A 23,112-nucleotide genomic window follows, 5' to 3' on the forward strand; every position below is an offset into this window, starting at 1 on the left:
ATGTAGATTACTGTGCCCCTTTGTTTTATTTTCACGACTTTATAGTGTCAAGGAAGATCGTGATTTTAGTCAACATAATCTGTTGGTATTTCCTCTTCCACGGTGTTATCTGAAACTATTGGGCGGCTACCATCTATCTCTAGAGTATCCTGAACTTGAAAATTACTCTTAGTGATTGGACGTTGACCATCTATGTCAAGAATTTCTTCAACATCTAAATCACTAGGATCAATTGGACGATTACCGTCTACATTTAGCATCTCATGCTCTTGGAAAGCGCTCTTAGCAATCGGACGTTGCCCATCTATATTAATTGTTTTATCATAATCGTTTTCGTTCTTACCAATTGGGCGCTGACCATCTATATTAATTGTTTTTTTGATTTCAATATTACTTGGATCGACTGGACGCTGACCATCTATATTAATTGTTTTATTTGTCTGTATCACTTCGCTAGATGATGAAGGCATATCAGTTTCATTTTCTATTTTCTGCTGAACAAAATTATTTTTATTGCTATCAATTTCTTTCGTGTTATCCATGTTTGTCATTGTTATTCTAAAACTATTTATCTGCTACCAACATGACCTTAAAAATTGTTTGTTTTTAAGTAAAAGGTACTACAGGGGTTCTTGTTTACGTGATGTAATGTTGTACCGCATCTGAATGGGAACCGCCATAATGATTAACTAGAGATCAGAAAAATTATGATGTTCTCTAACAATTCCTTTATCTAAATATAGGACTAGTATTTGATTTTTGACAAGATACGTAGGATGCGTTAGCGACAGCGTAACGCACCATTCTTAAAGCTTTGGTGCGTTACGGCTTACGCCTAACACACCCTACAAATACTTAGATTTTTTCAGAAATCAAATATGATTCCTATAGAATACTGAAGTAGGAACAGAAAATCCTCTATCACAGCACAGAATGCATCTATGACTTGAGAGGGATTTGTCATTTCTCAGCACTGAGAGATTTCTCAGAGATATCTGTGCGCGGCTGGGCATTGAGAGGGTTCGTATCCACAGTTTCCGCAGCAGGTGCTTGGCTAGCCTTCGCAAGCAAGTTGATTAAAATTACTTCTTAAAATCTTGACAAACATCCTCTAATGCTTTTTGTCCTCAGCTAAGTCAATCATAGGAGTTGGTAGTCTTGAAATAGTTAACTGTAACGCTTGCATTTGAAGAAAATCCATACATGAATCTAGGGGCTGCAAGTAAGGACGTATTATTTCTCGTGTTACACATTTCGAAATAAATATTTTTACTTTTGGGCATAAATTTAGTTGCTCTCTAATCCTTGTGGCAGGGTAATTCCAGTATCTTTATCTTTCTCCCAGCAAGACAGCAAGAACTGCTCAAGAGCCTCTTCAATGATTAATTAATTAACGCCGACGCTTCACAAGGATGAATAGGGCGATCGCACTCACACCTAAAAGCCATCCCCCTGATGCTTCAGGTACGCTAACTTTCAAGGGATTAATGGGTTTAGAGAGATTTTCCTTACCATTCTCAACTTTACGATCAAAGCGATCGCTTTGAGCTTCTGCTTCTTTGAGTAACTGTCTTTGTTCATCGTTGACTAATACCAACATCGAAGAATAAGGGCTGACAATCTTGTACTTTTTGGCTACGGTGTGAATCGCATCCAAACCTTTGAGGTTGTCTAACTTAATTTTTTTACTCAACCCTAAAATTAATTGTCTGGCTGCTAATGGCAAGAAATCATCTTGTTGGTTGCTAGTTGCAATTGCTGTGTCTAATGTTTGCAGATACCAAGCATAACCATTAACAACACTCACAACAGAGTCACTTAAAACTGATTTGGTAGCAATTCTTTGCAGCACCTCAGAAATATCAATACCAACTCCACCACCGCTATCTTGTAATGATTTAATGATGCCATCGTTATAAGCCCCAGGTAATCCACCTAGATGTAGCATCCACAAAGGTGCAGGCGGATTGGGGACGGTTTTATTGTTCTTCGACAATTCATAACTACCTTCATCGCTCAACAGCAAAACGACATCATAAGCTGTATCTCCACGCAAATTATTAAACTGTGTCAGCATTTCTTGGGGTTGAATTGTGCCGTAAAAGGCGACTTTTTCCGGTTGAAATTGCTGGAGATCATCTAAGCGTTTGGACGTAGCTCCTGGAGAAACACTAAGATATAAATCTGCATCGTTGTTTGTCAAATCATTATCTGCAAAACCATGTTTTTTCAACCATGATAATGTTTGCACCAATTCTTTAATATGTTCTCCCATGCTGCGAGAGGTATCGAGAACTACAGCAACTCGTTGGCCTTTGGGTAAGGTGTAATCTTGACGAGATAAGGGTTTAGCTAGTATTTTGTAGCCTTCCTCTAAATTCACTTCATGTAATACAGGCTGAATTTTTGCACTCGCGGGGATGAATTCTTCTAACCAAGCATCGTCTTTCAAATCGATTTCTTTGCCGTTGCGGATACGCTTGGTTTGATTAGTCCAGAATATATTACGTTTTTCCCCTAAATGGGGCATTTGCCAACCCAAGTCTTGTCCCAGGACTTTGTAAGTTAACCATAGGTGCATTTCTGTGGGGAGTGATGGTTGCCCTTGTATTTGTTGTACATTCTTAGGAGGAATAGGAAAAGCCCGTAAGCGATAATGTCTCGGTCCTACTTGTTCCAACAAAGCTGGATCTATAGGGCGTGAACGTCTAACTTGAGAATTATAAACTTTCTGGGCAGCACCGCGAGGAGAGACAACAAAACGGAAACGTTGGTCTAATTTATTAGTATCTCCTAACCATAAGCCAGTAATTACAGCGCTTTCTGGCAAAGAAAAGGAGTAAAAAACTTCCTGAACTTCTCGTGTTTGGTTTTTATAAACTTCGTACAATTCCACATCAGCCCAATCACCATGTTCTTTAACTGTGACTTGTTGTGATACCAATAAAACTTTTTTTTCGTTGATGTTTAATAAACCTGCTTTAACTTCTTGTTCGTTAAAAGTAGATTGTACTGCGTGGCTAACTGCTGTTTTTTCTGCTTTTTGTAGAGGTGTATCAAAAAAATCGGCGTACAGTTTCTCTGCCTTGGCAGGATCTTTGTCAGAACCATTATATAAAAATGGTGACATCAGAAAGTTATAAGTTGCTTGCAATCCATCAGCAGCTGATTTATTTAAGCCTAATACATGATGATACATAGCACTGATGTGGTTATTTTCTTGCTTGCTGCTAAGGTAGCGGTAAGAAGATAAATAAGCGTTAACTAATCCTGTACGGATTTGTTCTGACTTGGCTACGAGCGTTTGGCGATCGCTATCATTTTTAGGTGCATTAGCTAAAAGTGAAAAAGCTAATACTTGGGGTTGTTGTTGTAAAGATATAAAAGTAACTGCAAACGCCACAACAACTGCACCAGCACCAGCAAATGTTTTATTCTTACCATGTTCTGAAGCAAAAGCTCTTAAAATTTTTGCTCCTGAATGTACATACATTGCTGTTAACGCCGATGGCATTGCAATAAACAATGTGGCACTAAAACCAAGAATAGCTAGCCAAGGGAGAATCAGGAATAGCCCCCCCACAAAAGCTGAGTGATATAGTACATCCCATAATGGTTTTACCCATGCAAATTTTATAAATTCTTGCAACAGAAATACCGCTAATGGCAAGGCATAAAATAACAACACCGTACCCGCATAAATGCCAAATACGAGCATTAATGTATGGGCTAACATTTGTACCCATTGCAAACTACTTTTGCGTCGGTCAGCATAACCCCAAAATAATTCTCCCGTAAAAGCAGCTATACATACGCCCGTTGTTATCAGAATTTGGCTACTGGCTGATGTCAGTTCTCGAATCACAAATAACCGCAACAAACACAACACAAATAGGGGTGCTTCTACACCATAAAATAGGCGAATTAGTTGTAAAGGTTGTTTAATAAACTTCCAGCCACCGATAATACTAGAAATTGTGGGAATTGCAATTAAAGTAACTAGAGTCAAGGAAAATTCAGATGGGATATCACCTGTTAAGGTCGCCTGAAATAATGGCACACCTACGTATGGTAATATCCCTATGTAAACTAACATTAAAAATGTCAGGTTCCAGAGCCAAAAAATCCCGTAAAAACTTGTATTCCAAAACAATTTCACAGATTTACTCCTCCTAAAATTGACGTTCCTGCACCCATACACTACCCTTGAAATTCAATAGTTTTGATTTATAAGTCCCCACGATTTTGCCGTAAATTGGCGATGATCTGGTCAAGTGGATTATCTACAGATTACAATACGTGTAAATCTTAGGTCAGAATGCTCTTAGTTGAACCTGCGTACCGTCCCCACAGGAAAGTATGTACATATTAGTACAATAACTTATCGCGTTTTTTGTGAACTCTAAGATGTTCATAAATTATTTTTACCTTTATGACAAACTAATCAATGCTTTAAACATAGTTCCTTATTTTAATTTTTCCCTTAACACTGGCTTTTATAACAATTTTCTTAGACAATGAAATCTTGGCACAAGGTTTAACACCAACATGTTACTCATCACTCTAATAACCCATATCACTACTGTTTAAATATAAGGCGTTGCTCAACCAAGGGATGAAATTTTATGTAATGAAATCTAAACGGCAAATCATTTATTTATAAGGCTTTTGGGTGTTGGGTGTGGGGTTCTAGACCTGAATCGTGGTCTATAGCGGTTCTCGTTTACGTGAGGTACACCCGTAGGGGCACGGCAGTGCCCCTACACTAGGCTCGTGCCTGAATCCTACTTGATGACAAAGTTAGACGGGTCTTGATCTCGTCGATGCTTAGTGGGAATGGGGGCTGGCTGCCCATCACCCGCAAGGGCTGCGGTTTTCTCCAGGGATTCCCTCAATCGCTTGGCTGCGTAGATGGACATGTCTCGCGGTACATTAATGCGATCGCGCAAATATCGGAGAGCGACATCAGATCCCGATGGAGGTACACAGTCTTCACCAGTCATCATGTGTGTTAAAGCACAACGTAAAGCTCGATCAAACAATTTATCATCTAAGGGGTTTACTCGGATAATATTGATGCGGTGCTCGATAGTTCGTTGAAGAGCTTCCATACGGGAGTTTTCCGGTTCTGGATAAGTAACATCTGGTAGCCCGAACCAAGGGCCGTTATCCACCCGCGCTTTATTGAGAAGCATCTGGGCTTCGCCGTTTTCCCAACAGCCCCCCATCTGGGGCGGCAAATCATGCACGTGGGTGTGAAAGTCGCTTTGGGTACCGCAGTAGGTCGGTCGGCTTTCCATTGCCGCAAACCATGCACTCAAGCGAGGGTTTTCCTCTCTTAGGGAGTAGCCTTTGTAGTAATAAAGGCTCGCATTCATCCGTTCGACATAGGGTGTAAAAATCACATCGACGATGCCAAAGCTATCTAGAAAGTAAGGGCTTGGAGTGCGACCTAGAGCTTCCTCGACCTTAGCCACCACTCCGATAAATTGTTCTCGGTTGCGTTGTTCTTGTTGAGAGGAACCTGCTCTAGAGCACAGCCAAGCGCACCAGGCTCTAAATAAAAGTCGTTCTAATTGACGTAGAGGAAGCACCGTGCGGTCTTCCATCCCTTGGCTCAATGGAGCAAAAACCTTTTCCAAAGCGATCAAAATGTCATCGCTTTCCTTAATAATCCGTCCATCTAACTCGATCGCGGGGAGCATTCCTGATGGTACCTTACGTTTGTACCAACTTTCTTTCTCCCCATAGCAGAACATTGTCACTTTTTCGATCCGGTAGGGGATCTGTTTTTCCTCTAGCCATAACCAAACTTTTTGACAGTAAGGACACCAAGCGTGGTTATCGCGGTACAGCGTTACCCGCACATCAGATTCCGGCTGACCAAACAAGCGCAACCTGGCTCTAGCGTTGGTAAGACCATTAACGGTATCTATTTGATAGTTCGTGAGAGTTTCTAGTTCTTGCCAACTTAAGGCTGCGGTAGTCATAGGGTGAGTTACGTAGGGCAATACTTAGGACTTTTCTTGACTCTACAATATTTTCAATTACATCAAGGCTTAATTTAACCAGTAGGTTGTTTAGGGTTATCGTATTTAAACACTTTTTCGCCCTCAGTAATGACTGCAAAGTGTTTCAACCCTAAGTCGATACCGTAAATTTTCCCTTCTGAGTTGACGTATTTTCTCCGTTAACTGTCGAATGAGATGACCGCTTTTCTGATTCGCATTAACCAGGAAACCGGGAAAAGAGGAGCAGAGAAGGACTGGGCATTAGATATGAGTTGTCAGATTGAGGGGCAAAGGATATCAATAATTTACAATTACTTAATTTACAATTACTCAAGAATCAATATCAATACAAATCACTGTAACATATGGATTAATTACTGATTCAGGTACATCAATTGTTAATTCTCCTAACGGATTAGAATTGAGAATAGAATCCATAATTGCACAGCGGCTTGTGTAGGTTAGTGCTCTGCCGTCAGCAAGAACAAACACCGATTTTACTCGTTTGATTGGTATACCCCTAACTGATATTGTTTCGTAAGGTTTCATTAATAGGTGTAGATAAATGCGATTGCCCTTACGAGTTGAGGGGCCATAAAATTGCCACGGTTCTAATCCTGGGATTGTATCAAGGATACTTTCACTGTGACTCTCCATCCAATCTGCTATATCTTTGAGACGCTCTAACTGCTCAGGAGGGATTTTTCCATTACCCATTGGACTAACATTAAGCAAGAGGTTACCTCCTTTGCCTGCTACTTCGCAAAGGGTATGAATTAGCTGACGAGATGACTTAAAGCAATGGTCGTCTGAATTATATCCCCAACTTTCATTGATAGTTAGACAGGTTTCCCAACGATGAGTTGGTGGATGAGGAGGAATAAACTGTTCAGGAGTTTCAAAGTCTCCACAATTTGGAAGACGATCATTGATGAGAATATTCGGTTGTAAATCACGAATCATTTTTGCTAATTTTTGAGCCTGCCATTGCTCTGGAGTGCGTTCCCAACTTCCGTCAAACCAAATGATGTCAATTTGACCATAGTTAGTCAATAATTCTCGGATCTGATTGAACATAAATTGGATATATCGCTCCCACTGTTGCGCTGTAGGTTGAGGTAGCTGGTCAAAGCGATAAGGTTTATCTGCTTCTGTAAAAGCCGGATAGTCTGGATGATGCCAGTCACTAAGCGAAAAATAAAGACCAATACGCAATCCTACAGAGCGCATCGCTTCGATATATTCACGTATAATATCTTTTTTATAAGGTGCAGATGCAATTGAAAAGTTTGATTCTTGCGTATGGAATAGGGCAAAACCATTATGATGTTTGGCTGTTAATATGGCATATTTCATTCCTAGACTTTTTGCTAAATCTGCCCATTCTTGAGGATTGTACTGCTGTGGATTGAAAGTATTAGCTGTGTAGTGATATTTCTCAACTGGAATATCTTTGCAAAAAGGTAGGCTGAATACACCTCCAACTAACGGCCAAGATAACTCACATCCTTGTTGAGAACTATGTCCCCAATGAATAAACATCCCCAGTCGAGCTGTGTCAAACCAGTTATTCATCATGATGAAATTTGGCAATAATTCTGCTTAATTCGGAGAAATAGCTCCCTTTGCATCTTAGTACATATACAGATTTTGGTTGTTATTAGTTATTGACTGAGGTGAAAATGCAATCGCTATAAAGCGGGGCGTAGCCCATCGCCCCCCTTGCCTCCTTTCCCTAAGAACTAGAGATAAGCGTTTGCTTGCCGTGGGTATAGATAGCGTAGGGCGTTATGTAAAGATGTCAATACTTCTCGGGTTTTGCATTTTTAACTCGGAATCGGGTTTGGTGTAAAGGGTAAAGGGTAAAAAAAGAAATTTGTGTGGAGTAAGTTGCTATGAGAATCTTGCTGATTGAAGATGACGAAATTTTAGCGAGTGTTTTGTTGCAGTCTCTTACCCAACAACACTATGCTGTTGAAATTGCACAAGACGGACAAATTGGCTGGGAATATGCCCAAGGTACGAACTACGACCTGATATTAACAGATGTTGGACTGCCGAAACTGGATGGCATTACTTTATGTCAGCGCTTACGTTCTAGTGGCTGTTCCACTCCTATTTTGTTGATCACAGCAAAAGATGAAACTAGCGATCGCATTCGTGGACTCGATGCTGGAGCAGATGATTATCTCATTAAACCTTTAAATTTGGGAGAACTCCAAGCAAGGGTACGCGCTTTGTTACGTCGCGGCGATACTCCCCGTCCTCCAGTGCTAGAAGTTGGGGCATTGCGTTTAGATCCAAGTATTTGCGAGGTAACATACAATAATCAAGTTCTGGATTTAACACCCAAAGAATATAGTCTGCTGGAGTTATTACTACGGAATCCATCGCGGGTTTTTAGTCGGGGAGATATTATCGAACATCTCTGGACTTTTGATGACCCACCCCAAGAGGAAACTGTTAAGTCTCATATTAAGTGGTTGCGACACAAGTTGAAAGTAGTTGGAGCCGTAGACTGGATTGAAAACGTTTATGGTTTGGGATATCGCTTAAAACCGCAAAAAGCTACTAGTAGTGGAAAGAGCGAAAAAATAACTCAAAAAAATACAGATCGGGATTCCTCCATACCCGATACTTCCCCATCCGTTGAACAGCAGTTTAAGCAAGCAATGGGTGAGTTGTGGAATCAATACCAGGGGCTAATGACACAGCGAATGGAGGTACTGCGTCAAGCAGCAACAGAACTATCTAGCGGCATCCTAACTATAGAATTACGTAAATCGGCAGGACGGGAAGCGCACAAGCTAGCTGGTGTTTTGGGAATGTTTGAGCAAGAAACAGGTACTCAAATAGCGCGGGAAATCGAACAGATTTTAGACAAAGATGGAGAGTTATTACCAGCCCAAAAACGCCAGATAATATCGCTGATACAAGAGTTAGGCAATTTGTTAAACCTAATGAAGGTAGCTAATCAAACTGCTACCTCGATTGGGGAAGAGATAAATCCGAAGTTATTGCTAATTGACTCTGATTTACAACTGGGTTCACAGTTGCAACAACTGGCATATTCTACGGAAATGCGTTGGCAGCAAATAACAACCTTAGAAGGTGCAAAAAACTTCTTGCAAACCACATCACCAGACTTAGTAGTACTGAATGTAGATGAGATGGGGCAACGAGAGGAAAGTTTAGCACTAATGTTGGACTTAGCAACACATACCCCCCCCGTACCTGTTCTGGCGCTGGCTGTCGCCGATCAGCTAGTAGATCGTGTGACTTTGGCTCAGTCTGGGGCGCGGGGTTTTCTCCTCAAGCCTGTCACAGCAAATCAAGTTTGGGAAACTGCGTCTCAAATATTACAGTTTACGCGGGCTTTAACAGTAAATGTATTAATAGTTGATGATGACCCACTGATTTTAGCGGCACTAGGCCCAATGTTAGAACCTTGGGGAATGCGAATGACCGGATTGGACAATCCCCTACGTTTTTGGGAGGTATTGCAATCTACTGCACCAGATTTGTTGATCTTGGATGTGGAAATGCCCCAAATTAGTGGTATAGAACTTTGCCAGGCAGTTCGCACAGATCCTCAATGGCAGGAATTGCCAATTGTATTTCTGACGGCTCACCGGGAGATGGAAACGGTGCAGCAGGTGTTTGCTGCTGGGGGAGATGATTATGTGGTTAAACCCGTTGTGGGGGCAGAACTACTGGCAAGAATCACCCATCGCCTAGAACGCAGTCGCCTACTACAGTCGCTCTCTACCAAAGACCCCTTAACCGGACTAGCAAATCAGTTACAGTCTAGCCGAGACTTACAGCACCTGATTGCTCAAGCCGAGAAAAATCAGCAATCGGTTTGCTTAATGAGCTTGAATATCAGCGATTTACGTCAAATTAATATCCAGTATGGCCATGAGGCTGGTAATCAAGTGTTGCAACGATGGAGTCGTCTATTTCAATCGGTTTTTTGCAGTGGCGAAATATTGGGCTATTGGGGTAACGGAGAATTTGTGGTAGGAGTTTCTGGATTGACTGAAATAGATGTCGTCAAACATCGCCTCAATGACCTTTTAACCAAGCTCCGCCAGCAAGTCTTTACAGCTCCCAATGGCGATCGCTTCCAGGCAACTTGTAATTTTGCTGTGGTTGAATATCCTAATAATGGACTAAATATCCAATCTTTATACCAAGTTGCTCATTCCATGCTGAAGCAAAACTAAGGCAATACTTCTCGGTTTTTGAATTTTTAACTCGGAATCGGAATCGGGTTTGGGGTAAAGGGTAAAGGTTTTTTCTTTACTTTTTCCCTTTCTCCTTTTACCCTTTATCCGAGAAGTATTGAGTAAAGTGCATTATGGACACGCCGAAATAACAAATACGATCGCGGAAATAACAAATGCGTTCGCCGAAGCAACAAATGAGTTCGCTGAAGCAACAAATGAGTTCGCTGAAGTAACAAACGAGTTCGCCGAAGCAACAAATGAGTTCGCGGAAATAACAAATGAGTTCGCCGAAGTAACAAATGAGTTCGCCGAAGTAACAAATGAGTTCGCCGAAGCAACAAATGAGTTCGCCGAAGTAACAAATGAGTTCGCCGAAGTAACAAATGCATAGGCATCGCCCAATACGGTTGGAAAGGGTAAAGGATGTATTCAAAACCTTTCCCCTTTTCCCTTTCCCCTTTAACCGAACCGTATTGCTTGCGCCCCTACTCGCCTTCTAACTGTTGGGCTACCAGTCTGGCAAATAACCCTGATTGGGCAATCAATTCTGAAAAATTACCTACCTGCACGACATGACCAGCGTCAATAACATAGATGCGATCGGCATTACGAATTGTGCTGAGGCGATGGGCAATCACCACTCTGGTAGCATTTAATTTAGCTAAACTTTCAGTTACAATTGCCTGGGTGCGGTTATCGAGGGCGCTGGTTGCTTCATCCATTAAAATAATTTTGGGCTTGGAAACAAGCGATCGCGCAATCAATAATCTTTGCCGTTGTCCACCGGAAAGATTACTACCACCCTCGGCGACGATCGTATGCATCCCCATTGGCATTTGCTTGATATCATCAGCAAAGCCTGCCATTTGTGCGGCTGACCAAGCTTCTTCTAGGGAAACTAGAGCACTGGCGGTGATGTTATCAAAAACCGATCCTGTGCCGATTTTACCATTTTGCAGTACCACTCCTAACTGTCTTCGCACAGCCTGGAGTTCCATCTCTGCTAAGTCTTTGCCGTCATAATAGATGCTACCTGTCAATGGAGTTTCAAAGCCCAATAACAACCGCAATATCGTTGATTTTCCACTTCCAGAAGACCCAACGATCGCAACAAATTCTCCTGGTTCGGCATGGAGGCTGACATCGTTGAGGATTAAGGTTCCATTCTCAGAGTAGCGAAAGCTGACACGATTTAGGGCAATACGACCGTTTAATTGACCGGGATTAACCTTGGTTGAGTCATATTCAGGCTGCGATCGCCAAATCGGTTTGGCTCGTTCCCATATTGGTACAATACTCCAAATTTCCGATACAGTATTGCTTAGGTCAATTACTCCTTTGATAAAAATCGTCAAAGCATAGTTAAAAGCAACGAATGTACCCAGTGTTAGGCGTGTCTGGATTAACAGTATGGCAAACCCAAACAGCAATATAGAACTTACCAAAGGGAGTGCTTCGTTAAATATAGAAATACCATCTTTAATCTCTTGCCAACTCGCCTTCAACCGGATCTGCTGGCTATACTTTTTTGCCCAAGCTGCAAATGCACGTTCTTCTGCCATTGTCACTCGCAGTTTGGCAACACCGTTGATTAGTTGTACAGTGAGTCCCTGAATTGCACCATTGAGTTCTTGCTCTTTTTTCGATTTTTTCACCAACAGGAAACTTGCAACAGTCGTAACCACAGCAGCAAATATTGCTAAACCCACGCCCACAAACGCTAGTTGCCAGCTGTAAATAAACATCAGCACCAAGTTGAATAAGGCAAAGATTCCACTCAACAACGTTCTTTGAGTAGCACCGCTAAGTTTTTGATGAATTTCCCTCACCGCCATAACGCGGTTGACCAAATCTCCAGAAGTATACTTACGAAAAAAGCTAGGACTTAATCTGAGTAACCGATCCCAAATGGCTGGCTGCAATATGCTATCAGTGGCGCTTTCCACTCGTAGAGTAATAATGCTTTGGGCAACTTGAAAAGCTAACTGTCCAAAGGCGACTGCAAACATCACCAATCCTATCTGCCAGAGTAAAGCGCGATCGCTATCGGGAATGGCATGATTGATTAAAATTGCTGTTGCTTGTGGTGCAACCATTCCCAAGATTGTGCCTAGTAGCCCTACTACTAAAATACTGGCAATGTCTTTTTCATAACCCTTGATCCCAAACCGCAGTAGGTCGATGGCTTTGAGCGCAATTTGAGGTAATGGTCGATACAGAACGCAGGCTAATGGTGACAGTGTTTTTGCTACTGATTCATTTACAGGTGTTCGAGTCCGCGCTACGGGGTCAAAGATCACATAATCCCGATTATCTGTAGGTAACAAGGCGACTGGGCGCTTTTCTAACTGAGTATAAGCTAACATTGCCCCTTGGTCTTGACGCCACCAGCCATCTGCTAAAGTTATACGCCGAATCCGAATTTGTGATGCTTGTGCGATCGCGGCTACAGGGTCTTTAATAGAATTCAAATCCTCTGCTGGTGGACGAATCTCTATTCCTAGCGATCGCCCAACTGCCCCAAATGCTACCAATAAGGGCGGCCCTTCCTGAGAAAAAACCGCCTCCTGCTGTGGCTGTAATACTGTTGCTAAATCAGAGAGTGCCCCCTCTATTACTTGCTGATTAAATTGTTCGCGTTCCTGAAACTGCCGAAATTCTGCTTCTGCTTCTTTGTCTGCCAGCAAACTGAAGTAGTGAAAGAAACAAGTATGCAAACTGGCTAAAGCTGCCAGGAGTTCCTCGGAATTTTCTAAATCTGCCGTTGGCAACATTTCTCCAATAACCGCATCTTCTGCCTCCAGCCACATATCACTCGTGAGCGGAAACGCTGGGGAGGTAGAATTCAAGATTAATTCCTTGACTCCCATCCAGTGAGTACTGCCTTGTTGCAACTTCACCCATAGGAGTGTTTGTTGTCTTCCCTGTAGCGTTTCACCAGACGATAATGAAAAATCTCGCCCTAATGTCTGCACCAGGTTTAATGGCGTAGTCAAAACTGTCTGCTGGGCACTAAGAGATTGTCCTAAATGATTTACCCAACCTTCTAAAAATTCTATGGATTGAGAGTCAGCCGCCGCGATTCCCTTAACCAAATCAACCATTGACATCTGGCATAATTGGGTAGGTTCAATTGCGATCGCTACAAAATTCCATTGGCTTTGTGCTATTACTTCCGGTAACAAGACTTCACCAGCGTTGACATGAAACAAATAGCGGCGATGCTCCTTTAGTAAGCTGTTATTAACTCTAGTGGCAAACACCGCCAATGTTCCAGACTGCACTATCCAGAATGTTTCTGAGTCATTCAACAGTACTGGTTCGTTTGCTTGGAGGGAGTACAGTTTAAAAGAAGAATTCACCTGCGGGCTACTCATTACTCAACTATGCCTCTGCCGCGTGAAGTAAGCGAACATAAGTTCCGCCTTGCTGCCATAATTCCTCATGGGTGCCACGCTGCACGATTTTACCTTGCTCTAGCACAATAATTTCATGGCAATCACGAATTGTGCTGAGGCGGTGGGCTACTACAATACACGAACAACCACGCTGTTGCAAGTTGCGGTTAATAATCAACTCCGTTTCTGCATCTAGGGCGCTGGTTGCTTCATCCAATACTAAAACTGTGGGATTTCTCACTAAAGCGCGGGCAATTTCTAAACGCTGGCGTTGTCCACCACTAATATTCATACCGCCTTCAATCAACTCAAAGTCATATTTCCCAGGCATAGATGCGATCGCATCATGAATCGCTGCGTCTTGGCAAGCCTGCACCAAATCAACTTCTGGTACAGTTGAATCCCAAAGAGTAATGTTTTCTCGGATAGTGCCGGCAAATAAAAAGATATCTTGTTCAACCATTGCCAACCAGTTAGCCAGAACAGAACGCTTAATTTGCGATCGCTCTACACCATCAAAGCAGATTTCCCCATCCCACGGTTGATAAAGCCCACAAATTAATTTAGCAACTGTGGATTTACCAGAACCACTTCCCCCCACAAGCGCTATTCTCTGCCCTGGCTTGACAGTCAAGCTCAAATTCTCAATCAAAGGAGATTCTACACGACTGTACCCAAAGGTGACATTCCGTAACTCAACATGACCCTGTAATTGCCAGAGAGATGAGAAAGTAATTTCTCCCCCTGCTCCCCCTGCTCCCCCTGCCTCCCCTGCTCTCCACTCCCCCTCGACTTCCAAATCAACGGGATTTTGCAATACATCATCAAGCCGATTTAAATCAGCTTCTAAATCTTGGAGTGTACTGCCGAAATTAACGAGGCTATTAACTGGTTCTAAGAAGCTCAGTGTTAAACTTTGGTAGGCAACCAGCATTCCAATACTAAGATTGCCATTCATTACTTGTAAACCACCAACTAGCAGAATAGAAGCTGTGGTTAGGGCTGTCAAAATTGTGGGTAATGTGGTGAGAATTTGAGTTTGTAAGCCTAATTGTTGCTGGGCGTTCATGGCTTTAGCGTAATAACCCGCAAACCGAGCAAATAAGTCTGACTCCAGCCCAGAAGCTTTGATGGTTTCTATCGTTTGGATGCCACTAACCGTTACTCCGCCCACTTTGCCATATTCCTGAGCTAGGCGCATATTTGTATCTACACGAGTTTGCGATAAAAATAGGAGGGCGAGAATGTTGATTAAAGCAAAACCAACTGCGATCGCACTCAGCAATTGGTCATACTGAATCATAATCAGCAAGTAAAAGACCATCATCACCGCGTCAATTACTGTAGTTGCCAAAGGCCCCGAAAGTACTTCTGCCACGCGGTCATTCAGTTGCACCCGGCTACTAATTTCCCCAGCAAACCGTTGGTCATAAAACCCAATGGGCAATCGTAGGATATGCCAGAGAAATAGTCCTGATGTGCTGACTGACAACTTAACCATCAATCGCCGCAGGTAGGTAAGCCGTAATCTGGCAAGGAATGCCCGTAATAAAGTAGTTAACAGCATTCCTAACAGCAAAGGTCGTAACCAATCTTGCCGATCTTGGATTAAAATCTCATCGATAAATACCTGAGCAAAGGCTGGTACAGCTAACCGAGGCAGTGTTAGCAACAACCCAGCTAGCAAGCAAAATAAGATAGTAACTCGTGAGTTTTGCAAGCGGCTATTTAAAGCAGAAACAATGTGATTTTTTTTGCCTCCCTTCTGAAAGTCTGCTCCTGGTTCCATTGTCAGCACAACACCCGTGTATGCGCGATCAAACTCTTCCCAACTCACTGTTCTCCGACCATTGGCAGGATCGTTGAGGTAGACGCGTTTTTTGCTATATCCTTCTACCACGAGAAAATGGTTAAAATTCCAAAAGGCAATGTAGGGAAGACGGGTAGTTTTTACATTTTCTAGAGACAGTTTTAAACCTTTAGCATTGAGTCCATAGTTTTTGGCAGCTTTGAGAATATTAAAAGCTTTACTCCCATCCCGCGAAACACCACATTCTTCACGCAGTTTAGCCAGTGGTACAATCCGGCCGTAATAGCTAAGAATTATTCCTAAAGCAGCCGCACCACATTCGACCGCTTCCATTTGCAAGAGTGTAGAAGTGCGAACACGATTTGGTTTAATTTGTGAAAAAAGACGGAAAGCGGCCATTTTAAACTTTGATTTCTAATTGAGAATTTTAAATATTCTTATACCAATTCAATTAATGATTGCAACACATCCTTGGGTAAAGGTAGAGACGCGATGAATCGCGTCTCTACAAATGGTCTATTTGTCGCATTCTTTTTTCAAATTAGTATTACTTCTGCCTCCTTAATAAATTCCCGTCCAAGAGCGCAACATAGGAATAATATAAGAAATCGGTGCTTTTTCTCCAACTTTTACTTGAACAGAGGTAGTTGTGCCAGAGGATATTTTTAAAGCTGGGCCATCGGAGGATGACCATTTGTAGCCACTGACTGATGTAGAGTTTTCTTGGAGGTGGACAAAAGCTTGCACCTGGCCTTCACCTTTAGCGGCAAGGCTGGCGGCCATTTCTTTGTTACCAACGATCGCTGTAATATCTTGTGTACTTACCGGAAATGAAGAAATATCTGCGATCGTTCCGACAATACCACCTTCGCGTTCACGTTTGGCAAAACTGGGAGTCACCTGTACAGCCATCCCCGGCTTGATTTGCTTACCATCTTTATTCGCAAAGTAAACAAGACTCATAAGTTTTGAATTTGGCTGTTCAGCTTCAATTGAACCTAAGCGACTACCCAGATTCATCATTTGTCCAGGGACAGCGCTCAGTTCGAGAATGTGACCATTATATTTGCTAATTATTCTACTATCTTGAGATAGTTGTAATTCTAATTGGGCAATTCGCCGCTTTACTTCCCGAATTTGATTGGTTTTATCAATTGATTGCTTTAAGTCTTGTTCGCGTAGTTTAGTATTTTGAGTATTAATATCTTTAATTTTGGTTTTTATTTCGTCAATTCTGTTGAGATTTTCTAGATATTCTCGTTGGGTAGTAGTTTCTTGGATTTCCAGATCCTTTAGTTGCACATCAATATTCGACAGTTCACTTTGAGTATTAAAATATTCTTGTTCAGCTTGCACCAGCATATCTTGGCTGATGACATGCTGCTCAAAAAGTTGACGACGATTATCAACCCGTCCTTTGAGAGTTTTGAGTAAGTAATTAATTTGTTGTTTGCGGGAATTAATACTTTGACGTTTTTGAGCGATCGCTCTCAATGTTTGATCGCGTAACTTTGGCGCATCTTGCTCTCGGCGCAGATTATTTTCCAGATCCAGTTTTTGCTGTCCAAGAGTAATGATTTGTTGGTCAATCAGCAGCTTTTGTAACCTGTCAGTCTCTTGATTTTGGGTTTGCAATTGTTGCAACTTTACTTGCTCTTGCTGTAATTGCTGCTTTAGCGCTGATTGGTCGATTATCCCTAGTACATCACCTTGTTTAATAATATCTCCTGGCTTTACCTTCAGAGTTAGTAATGGGCCAGAACTGGGTGCTTGAAATTCCACAACATGGTGCGGTTTAATCAATATACCTTGGCCTGTCACCGTGAGAGGAATTCTGCCAAACACACTCCAAACGCCAGCTACAGCAACCACAAAACTCAAAGTACATAGAGTCAACCAAGCTTGAGGCTTGACTACATTTATCGCTTGATCCAGTTGTTCTGGTGAAGATAAGCGCTCAAGAGCTTCTTGACGGAAAATGTGGCTGTGTTTTAGTTGCATTGTTCTCCTTTTTCCTGAGAGCGCCTAGAGCTTCAAGTTTTCTAGACTTCTAAGATTAAAGTGTGATCGGGGAGAACTAGGGGAGAAATCAGGGAAGCGATCGCCATACTGATGACGCAAGTCCCGTGACACTGCTTGCAGCACCTCTGGATCATGCTGGGAATCAAACCCAAGCTTAATGCTTGCTTTCCAAGTTTTTCGGTTGGTTCCTCTAGACTCAGTTGGTCATGAAATACGTGTTCAGCCATATTTGTTCATCTCCCTGCACTTTATTGAACTCTGGAAGAAGGTTCAACACCAATATTGCACTAATCAGCTTTAGGTGATTCACCATGTTTCATTTATTAGAAAATATCCGATTTAGGTTAAGAATAAAACTATACCAATTTAAGGGCAGAGTTTACACTTACCTCTTTCGATAGATTTTTTACTTAAGTGTCTTAACTGTCTTAACTGTCCTTGTGTCACTTTTTCAGCCATGCTAAGTTTCGGGGTGAAATGAGCAACTATGCAGAAAGTTACGCTCTAATTTCAAGTCTTAAACATAGAAATTCCCAAAACTAAGGTAATAACAAATGGCAACACCTAACCAAGAACTTTATCCGGTTATCTTAATACATGGAATATCAGGATCTAGGCTCATCTCAAAACAAACAGTATTTCCAATAGAACCGCCACCAATCTCGAAAGTAGAAGAAGAATATCCAATTTGGCTGAATTTATTGATGAGTTCACGACCAGCACGACCAATACCAAATGACGATGCAGAAATTAACAGCAACCCTGAAAAAGTAACTTTAAAAACACTTGGATGGAATCTACCAGATGCTACAATTTCTTCTAGGACTGTCTCGATTACTCCGGCTCCGTGGTGGAAAACACAAATGACATTAGGGGTTGATGGTATAACCGCCTCCAATGACGAGGATAATCATCCTGTAGAGGGATTTAAAGCAATTGAGAGGATAGCTCCAGATACAGAGCCTGATTTTGACCCTGAGACTGGCAAAGACAATCGATATTTTGCCGCTTTAATTGAGAAGTTAGTAGAACAAGGATATGTGAAGAATGAAAATAATAATCAAGGTAACTTGGTAGCTTTTCCATATGATTGGCGAGTATCACCAAAAGGTCTGAACGAAAAGTATGACTACTTTAATAAGCTCAAAAATGAAATACAAAAGCAACGCGAATATAACCAAAAACGTGTAGTGATAATAGCTCATAGTATGGGAAATCGAGTTACGCAGTATTTTCTACAGTGGGTTAAAAATAAAAAGGAGTTAGGGGAACAGTGGATACATGAAAATATAGAACGATATATAGCAGTTAGTCCACCGTGGCTTGGCGGCCCTTTAGCAATTCGTTTTCTAGGATCAGATGATCCAATAGTATTAGGAAAGGCAGCAATAAAGGATCTTAAATCAGTAATACAAAGCTATTCGAGTGTTCCTTGGCTATTGCCCATAACAAAAGCGCCACAGGCATTTTTGAACACTGAACATTTTGCGTTTGTCAAAGAGAACAGCAAAGCTCCATCAACAATCAATAACTTTCAGCCAAAAACAATCCAAGATATATTAACAGATGGAGGAGCCGAACAAACTACACTGAAATATCAGCAGGAGCATTATCAAAACGATAATTTGATACGTAGTATTGTGGACGGCGACGGGGGTAAGCTGGTAGAGTGCCCACCTGTTCAGAAATTAGATGTTATCTATGCATATGGCACACCTACACATGTCGGTGCATACTACATTTCTTCTGTAGAAGAGATAGACGGAGAACAAACAAAATCACTGAGAGTAGCAGCAGACCTGAACGACACAGGCGGAAACTTTCTTGTAAAAGAAGGAATAAGATTTGAAATAGAGGGTACTACAACACAACTGATAGATGGATCAACACATTCAGGAGATGGAATAGTTCCATACGGAAGCTTGACATATCACAAGCATTGGCAGAAAAACAAGTCGCTAAAAACCGAAATAGGAGATTACGGTTTTCAACTTAGCGATGCGGCTACATATCCAGGACATGAGGAAATTTTAAAGGTTAACGAAGGTATTAATAAAATCCTGGAGTTGTTACGCAACGTGCATTTGGATTAAAGTTGGCGTAGATATAGCGGGGGGTAAATGAGCTTGGTAACATAATTAGGTAGTTTAAAAGCAGATGGTTAGTGCCATCTGCTTTTAAACTTTTATGAGAAAAACTTATTAGAAAAGTTAAAAAATCAATTATTTTTAACTTGGTCAAAAACTGTTTTTGGGTATGAACAACAAGCTCAATCCCACAACAATATTGAAGGCAAATTATTGTTAGCTAGACGCAGCAATTGATAACCAATTCCAGATATACCGGGTAAAAAGCCAGGATTAAATACAGAATTGGGTAAGTTGGGGAACAGTTGATAAGCTCCAGTTCGCTTGGCTCTAGCCACAACACTTGTTACATTCTGGTGAGCAATTTGATGCCAATCAGGACGGGAACAGATTTTTGCACCGACTAACAGCACTTCCGCTCGACCGAAGTTGCCACAGCATAAGTGATCGATCGCTTGTAAGCCAAAACTCTGAGTAGTTTGGAGAGCAATTTCTATTTCTTGTTGAATTTCCGGCGTTTCCACGATTCTCAAACTGCCTAAGCGTCCCAAACCAATGCCGGCTGCACCATGACACCACTTATTTGCAAAGTCAGGTTGTCCTGGTTGTCCCATTCTGCGGAAGTCTGGCCAGTTGGCAGTGGACGGGCAAAAGACGCTACGTTCATACTCAATTCCTGCTAAACCTGCTTCTAAGAATTTGCCCTCTGAGGTGGCGGCATAAAGTCTGAGCAAGGCATAGGAAATGCCTGCGGCTCCATGAGAGAAGCCAGTTAAGGGCTTATCCCAATAAGTATGCCAAGCTTTGGGCGCACCGTTGTGGCTAACTTGACGGTTGATTAAATGTTGTCCACAGGCGATCGCTTTTTCTAATACGGTTGCTTCTCCTGTGGCTTGATGCAGGGATAATAACCCTAAAATTGCCCCAGCTGCTCCGCTCATAATATCCAAGTGTTCGTCGGCAGCAATTAGTTCTGGTGTCATCAACTCGGCTAATACTTGAGCGTCTGGCAACAGCGTTGCATCGTTGAGGAATTGACTAATTTTCACCAAGCTATAGATCAGCGATCCTAAACCTGTTGCACCCCCAACGCCCATGAAACGAGCCATGCGTTCCCAAGTTTCTGGCTCAATGGTGTGGATTTGGCGACGCAGAGATTGCACTGTCCTTAATGCTAAATCGCGGTAACGGGAATCACCAGTTACTTGACTCAGTGCAGCTAAAAACAAAGCAACTCCAGAGCGTCCGTCAGAGAGACAATTATTCAATACTTGCAGTTGATATCGTTCGGCGCGAGGCACGAAGTCTAAGCCAATCCAGTTAACGCTGCCATCAGGATCAGAAATGGCTCTAGTTTCCAGTTGAGTGGCGATTTCTTTGGCTTCGGCAATAAATTGTTCCGAATTTAGCAACGGTAACGATTCGCCTTGCCATTGCCCACCTTGGCGGCTGGAGGTGGTTGCAATCTTGGCATCGAAGGAGCCTTGAATAATCGCTACTTGTCGAGCTAAGTCGGTTTCATCCAGAGATTGTAACTGGTTGAGCAGGTCTTGGTAACTGGATTGCTTGAAGTAGTTGGGAATGGAAGAAGAACCGTTTAAACTCAGTTCATCAACCACCGCGCTAGCCGTGAAGAAGGGAATATCCAATTGTTCCATCGCTCGGAGTTCTGCGCTCAAAACAGGAAAGGCATTCGGTTTTTCCTGAGCAACTAGAAAAGCACGACTGAGAACATCGAGTTGAATACTGTAATCTACGCCGTGTTTGAGGTAATCGGGTGCTAAAGCTTTTTGGAGGATGATGCCATAAATCCGGGTGTTGCGGAAGATAAAGCGCACCTGCTGATTTTGCATAGCAGATAGCAAACTTTGGCCTGAAAGTAAGAAATCTTTGTGCGCCATCAGAAAGCGATACATCTGCTCAAATCCAGTGGTGATTTGTAGTTGATAATCGCTTGGAGACAGAGCAACTCCATTCAAGAAGGGCACATTTTTCGTAATCGGCAAGGTTACAGGCTCAGACAACAGGTGCATATTATCTGTATTAATGTTCTGCCAGCGCGGGACTTTGCGGGGAGATAATCGGGGATCTGTGCTGCCTAGCCCGCTAATATCATAAGCGACACTGCGATCGCCACTAAAGTCCCAACGCGGTAAAAGTCCGGTGCGGAGTACGGAATCCCAAAATTGTCGTGTGGCGGTTGTTTCTACATCTTGGGTAAGTGGTGAGTCTTCAATGAGGTTCGGTTCATGGTGCAGCAGCGTTTCCATGTCAATCAGCACCAAATGTTCACCATTGGCAATTAAGTTTTCGTAATGGCAATCTGTTCCCCGCAAAGCATAAAGCACACACAACAACATCCCAGAACGCTGATAGAATCGTTTCGCAGCTGCTTCATCAACACAAGGCAACTGTTCAACATGTTCTACCCAACCGTAACCGTTGCGTTCTAGCACCTGAATGACTTTAAAATCTAAAAGATTGCTGTGTTGATTGCACCAATCCAAAAATTGGTTAAAGACAACCTCTAATCCTAAATCTTTGGGTTTATAAACAAGTTTAAGTCCAGACTCAAAGGTAAGCGAAATCACCGTTCGTCCGCGTTTGTGTGCATCGGAAATGGATGTTTGAATTTCGGCAACTTTGTTTTGATAAAATGGGATAATTCTTTCATCAAACATTTGTTGAATATCTGTCCTATCTGCAACTAAACGTTCGAGAAATTCAGCAGTGAACTCAACCCAAAAATTGACTGCTGTTGCCACTAACCGACCGAGAACTGGATACTTCTGGAAGAAGGTCAGCATTCCATCTTCTAGGAGTTGATTGACGAACTTGGTGTAATGAGTGTTATTATTTCCTGTCTCCAGTCCTAGTAAGCCGAGCAAGCTTTGACCAAAGGGACGCACCTGAGAAAATTCAAAATCTAATGTCTTTGTGCAAATTCCTGCTAATCGTTTCAGTAGACCACGTTCTAGAGAACTGTAAGCGTTGTGGGAAAGAATCGATAAGGGAAGACAATCTTGGGTAAACTGACTGTTGCAGCGAGTCAGTAATTGCTGTCTGGCTACTAAGATAGTAGGCAAAAGGATATCTTCAAAGGTGATCGGATTTTGTGAATCGATTGGTAGAAATACTTCAGTTGCAGAATTGAATCCTGTAGCGGTTTGGATGATTTGCTGCAAGGTTTGTGCCCATTCAGGCAAAGGTTGATCGGCAAGTAACTCAATGGCTCCCAATCTAGAACTAACAGTATCGAGGTCTAGCCCTTCCCACTCTAAGCGTTTGTGTAACGTATCCAATTTACCTTCTGCTGCAACTTCGCACCAGCGATGTCTACGACGGTTAATTTCTTGTTCGTTGACTTGATCGCCATTAATAGCAAATCTGCTTTCATCAAGACGTTCCCAGAGAAAGCTAGCATTGGCTGCGATCGCTCTTAAATCGTCTGATGTTTTCTGTTGGGATAAGCGAACAACTTGTTGAACCATAGCTGGATTTCTCATGATGGAGTTAAAAGGTAAGTATCAATTCTGGTCTACGTCTCAATAGTTG

Annotated in this window: 12 protein-coding genes; 3 read left to right on the plus strand and 9 right to left on the minus strand. The window is 42.2% G+C overall.

The features are described from left to right. Window positions 1-65 precede the first annotated feature (65 nt). The 4 genes from H6G92_RS13830 to H6G92_RS13845 all read right to left on the minus strand — a co-directional run bounded on the left by H6G92_RS13830 (window position 66) and on the right by H6G92_RS13845 (window position 7,589). A complete protein-coding gene (locus H6G92_RS13830; protein ID WP_242059122.1) occupies window positions 66-551 on the minus strand; it encodes a hypothetical protein in 486 nt (161 codons plus the stop codon). An 839-nt stretch (window positions 552-1,390) separates the two neighbouring features. Continuing rightward, window positions 1,391-4,159, minus strand: a complete 2,769-nt coding sequence (locus tag H6G92_RS13835) for a TIGR02921 family PEP-CTERM protein (RefSeq protein WP_190894255.1) — start codon at window positions 4,157-4,159, stop codon at window positions 1,391-1,393. A gap of 625 nt (window positions 4,160-4,784) precedes the next feature. Continuing rightward, window positions 4,785-5,990, minus strand: coding sequence for a glutathione S-transferase family protein (locus H6G92_RS13840; RefSeq protein WP_190894256.1), 1,206 nt, complete (start codon window positions 5,988-5,990; stop codon window positions 4,785-4,787). Between the two features lie 351 nt (window positions 5,991-6,341). Continuing rightward, entirely contained in the window at window positions 6,342-7,589 is a 1,248-nt protein-coding gene (locus H6G92_RS13845) for an alpha-L-fucosidase (RefSeq protein WP_190894257.1), read from the minus strand. A gap of 317 nt (window positions 7,590-7,906) precedes the next feature. Between H6G92_RS13845 and H6G92_RS13850 the strand changes: the two genes are divergently transcribed. Together H6G92_RS13850 and H6G92_RS13855 are read left to right on the plus strand one after the other, a co-directional pair. After that, window positions 7,907-10,237 (plus strand): response regulator, encoded by a 2,331-nt coding sequence (locus H6G92_RS13850; protein ID WP_190894258.1) that lies wholly within the window; start codon window positions 7,907-7,909, stop codon window positions 10,235-10,237. Window positions 10,238-10,355: 118 nt separating this feature from the next. Then, the gene (locus H6G92_RS13855; RefSeq protein ID WP_190894259.1) at window positions 10,356-10,631 is read left to right on the plus strand and encodes a hypothetical protein; all 276 of its coding nucleotides are present in this window, start codon (window positions 10,356-10,358) and stop codon (window positions 10,629-10,631) included. A 94-nt stretch (window positions 10,632-10,725) separates the two neighbouring features. On the opposite strand, the gene H6G92_RS13860 is transcribed toward H6G92_RS13855, so the two are convergent. The 4 genes from H6G92_RS13860 to H6G92_RS13875 form a co-directional block, all read right to left on the minus strand. After that, window positions 10,726-13,617 (minus strand): NHLP bacteriocin export ABC transporter permease/ATPase subunit, encoded by a 2,892-nt coding sequence (locus H6G92_RS13860; protein ID WP_190894260.1) that lies wholly within the window; start codon window positions 13,615-13,617, stop codon window positions 10,726-10,728. Between the two features lie 7 nt (window positions 13,618-13,624). Next, the gene (locus tag H6G92_RS13865; RefSeq protein WP_190894261.1) at window positions 13,625-15,847 is read right to left on the minus strand and encodes an NHLP family bacteriocin export ABC transporter peptidase/permease/ATPase subunit; all 2,223 of its coding nucleotides are present in this window, start codon (window positions 15,845-15,847) and stop codon (window positions 13,625-13,627) included. Window positions 15,848-16,009: 162 nt separating this feature from the next. Next, a complete protein-coding gene (locus tag H6G92_RS13870) occupies window positions 16,010-17,449 on the minus strand; it encodes an NHLP bacteriocin system secretion protein (RefSeq protein WP_190894262.1) in 1,440 nt (479 codons plus the stop codon). A gap of 41 nt (window positions 17,450-17,490) precedes the next feature. Next, entirely contained in the window at window positions 17,491-17,697 is a 207-nt protein-coding gene (locus tag H6G92_RS13875; protein ID WP_190894263.1) for a hypothetical protein, read from the minus strand. 327 nt (window positions 17,698-18,024) lie between these two features. On the opposite strand from H6G92_RS13875, the gene H6G92_RS13880 reads away from it, so the two are divergent. After that, entirely contained in the window at window positions 18,025-19,563 is a 1,539-nt protein-coding gene (locus H6G92_RS13880; protein ID WP_190894264.1) for a lipase/acyltransferase domain-containing protein, read from the plus strand. Window positions 19,564-19,739: 176 nt separating this feature from the next. Here the strand turns inward: H6G92_RS13880 and H6G92_RS13885 are convergent, their stop codons facing one another. Then, complete coding sequence (locus H6G92_RS13885) at window positions 19,740-23,048, minus strand: type 2 lanthipeptide synthetase LanM family protein (protein ID WP_242059123.1); 3,309 nt, start codon at window positions 23,046-23,048, stop codon at window positions 19,740-19,742. Window positions 23,049-23,112: the final 64 nt, after the last annotated feature.

It is taken from the genome of Nostoc foliaceum FACHB-393, from assembly GCF_014698505.1.
Classification (GTDB): domain Bacteria; phylum Cyanobacteriota; class Cyanobacteriia; order Cyanobacteriales; family Nostocaceae; genus Nostoc; species Nostoc foliaceum_A.

Excerpts from the sequence above, each read along its gene's own strand:
- H6G92_RS13830 (WP_242059122.1), bottom strand. The coding sequence starts at position 551 with ATGACAAACATGGATAACACGAAAGAAATTGATAGCAATAAAAATAAT.
- H6G92_RS13840 (WP_190894256.1), bottom strand. The coding sequence starts at position 5,990 with ATGACTACCGCAGCCTTAAGTTGGCAAGAACTAGAAACTCTCACGAAC.
- H6G92_RS13845 (WP_190894257.1), bottom strand. The coding sequence starts at position 7,589 with ATGATGAATAACTGGTTTGACACAGCTCGACTGGGGATGTTTATTCAT.
- H6G92_RS13850 (WP_190894258.1), top strand. The coding sequence starts at position 7,907 with ATGAGAATCTTGCTGATTGAAGATGACGAAATTTTAGCGAGTGTTTTG.
- H6G92_RS13860 (WP_190894260.1), bottom strand. The coding sequence starts at position 13,617 with ATGAGTAGCCCGCAGGTGAATTCTTCTTTTAAACTGTACTCCCTCCAA.
- H6G92_RS13865 (WP_190894261.1), bottom strand. The coding sequence starts at position 15,847 with ATGGCCGCTTTCCGTCTTTTTTCACAAATTAAACCAAATCGTGTTCGC.
- H6G92_RS13870 (WP_190894262.1), bottom strand. The coding sequence starts at position 17,449 with ATGCAACTAAAACACAGCCACATTTTCCGTCAAGAAGCTCTTGAGCGC.
- H6G92_RS13875 (WP_190894263.1), bottom strand. The coding sequence starts at position 17,697 with ATGGCTGAACACGTATTTCATGACCAACTGAGTCTAGAGGAACCAACC.
- H6G92_RS13880 (WP_190894264.1), top strand. The coding sequence starts at position 18,025 with ATGGCAACACCTAACCAAGAACTTTATCCGGTTATCTTAATACATGGA.
- H6G92_RS13885 (WP_242059123.1), bottom strand. The coding sequence starts at position 23,048 with ATGGTTCAACAAGTTGTTCGCTTATCCCAACAGAAAACATCAGACGAT.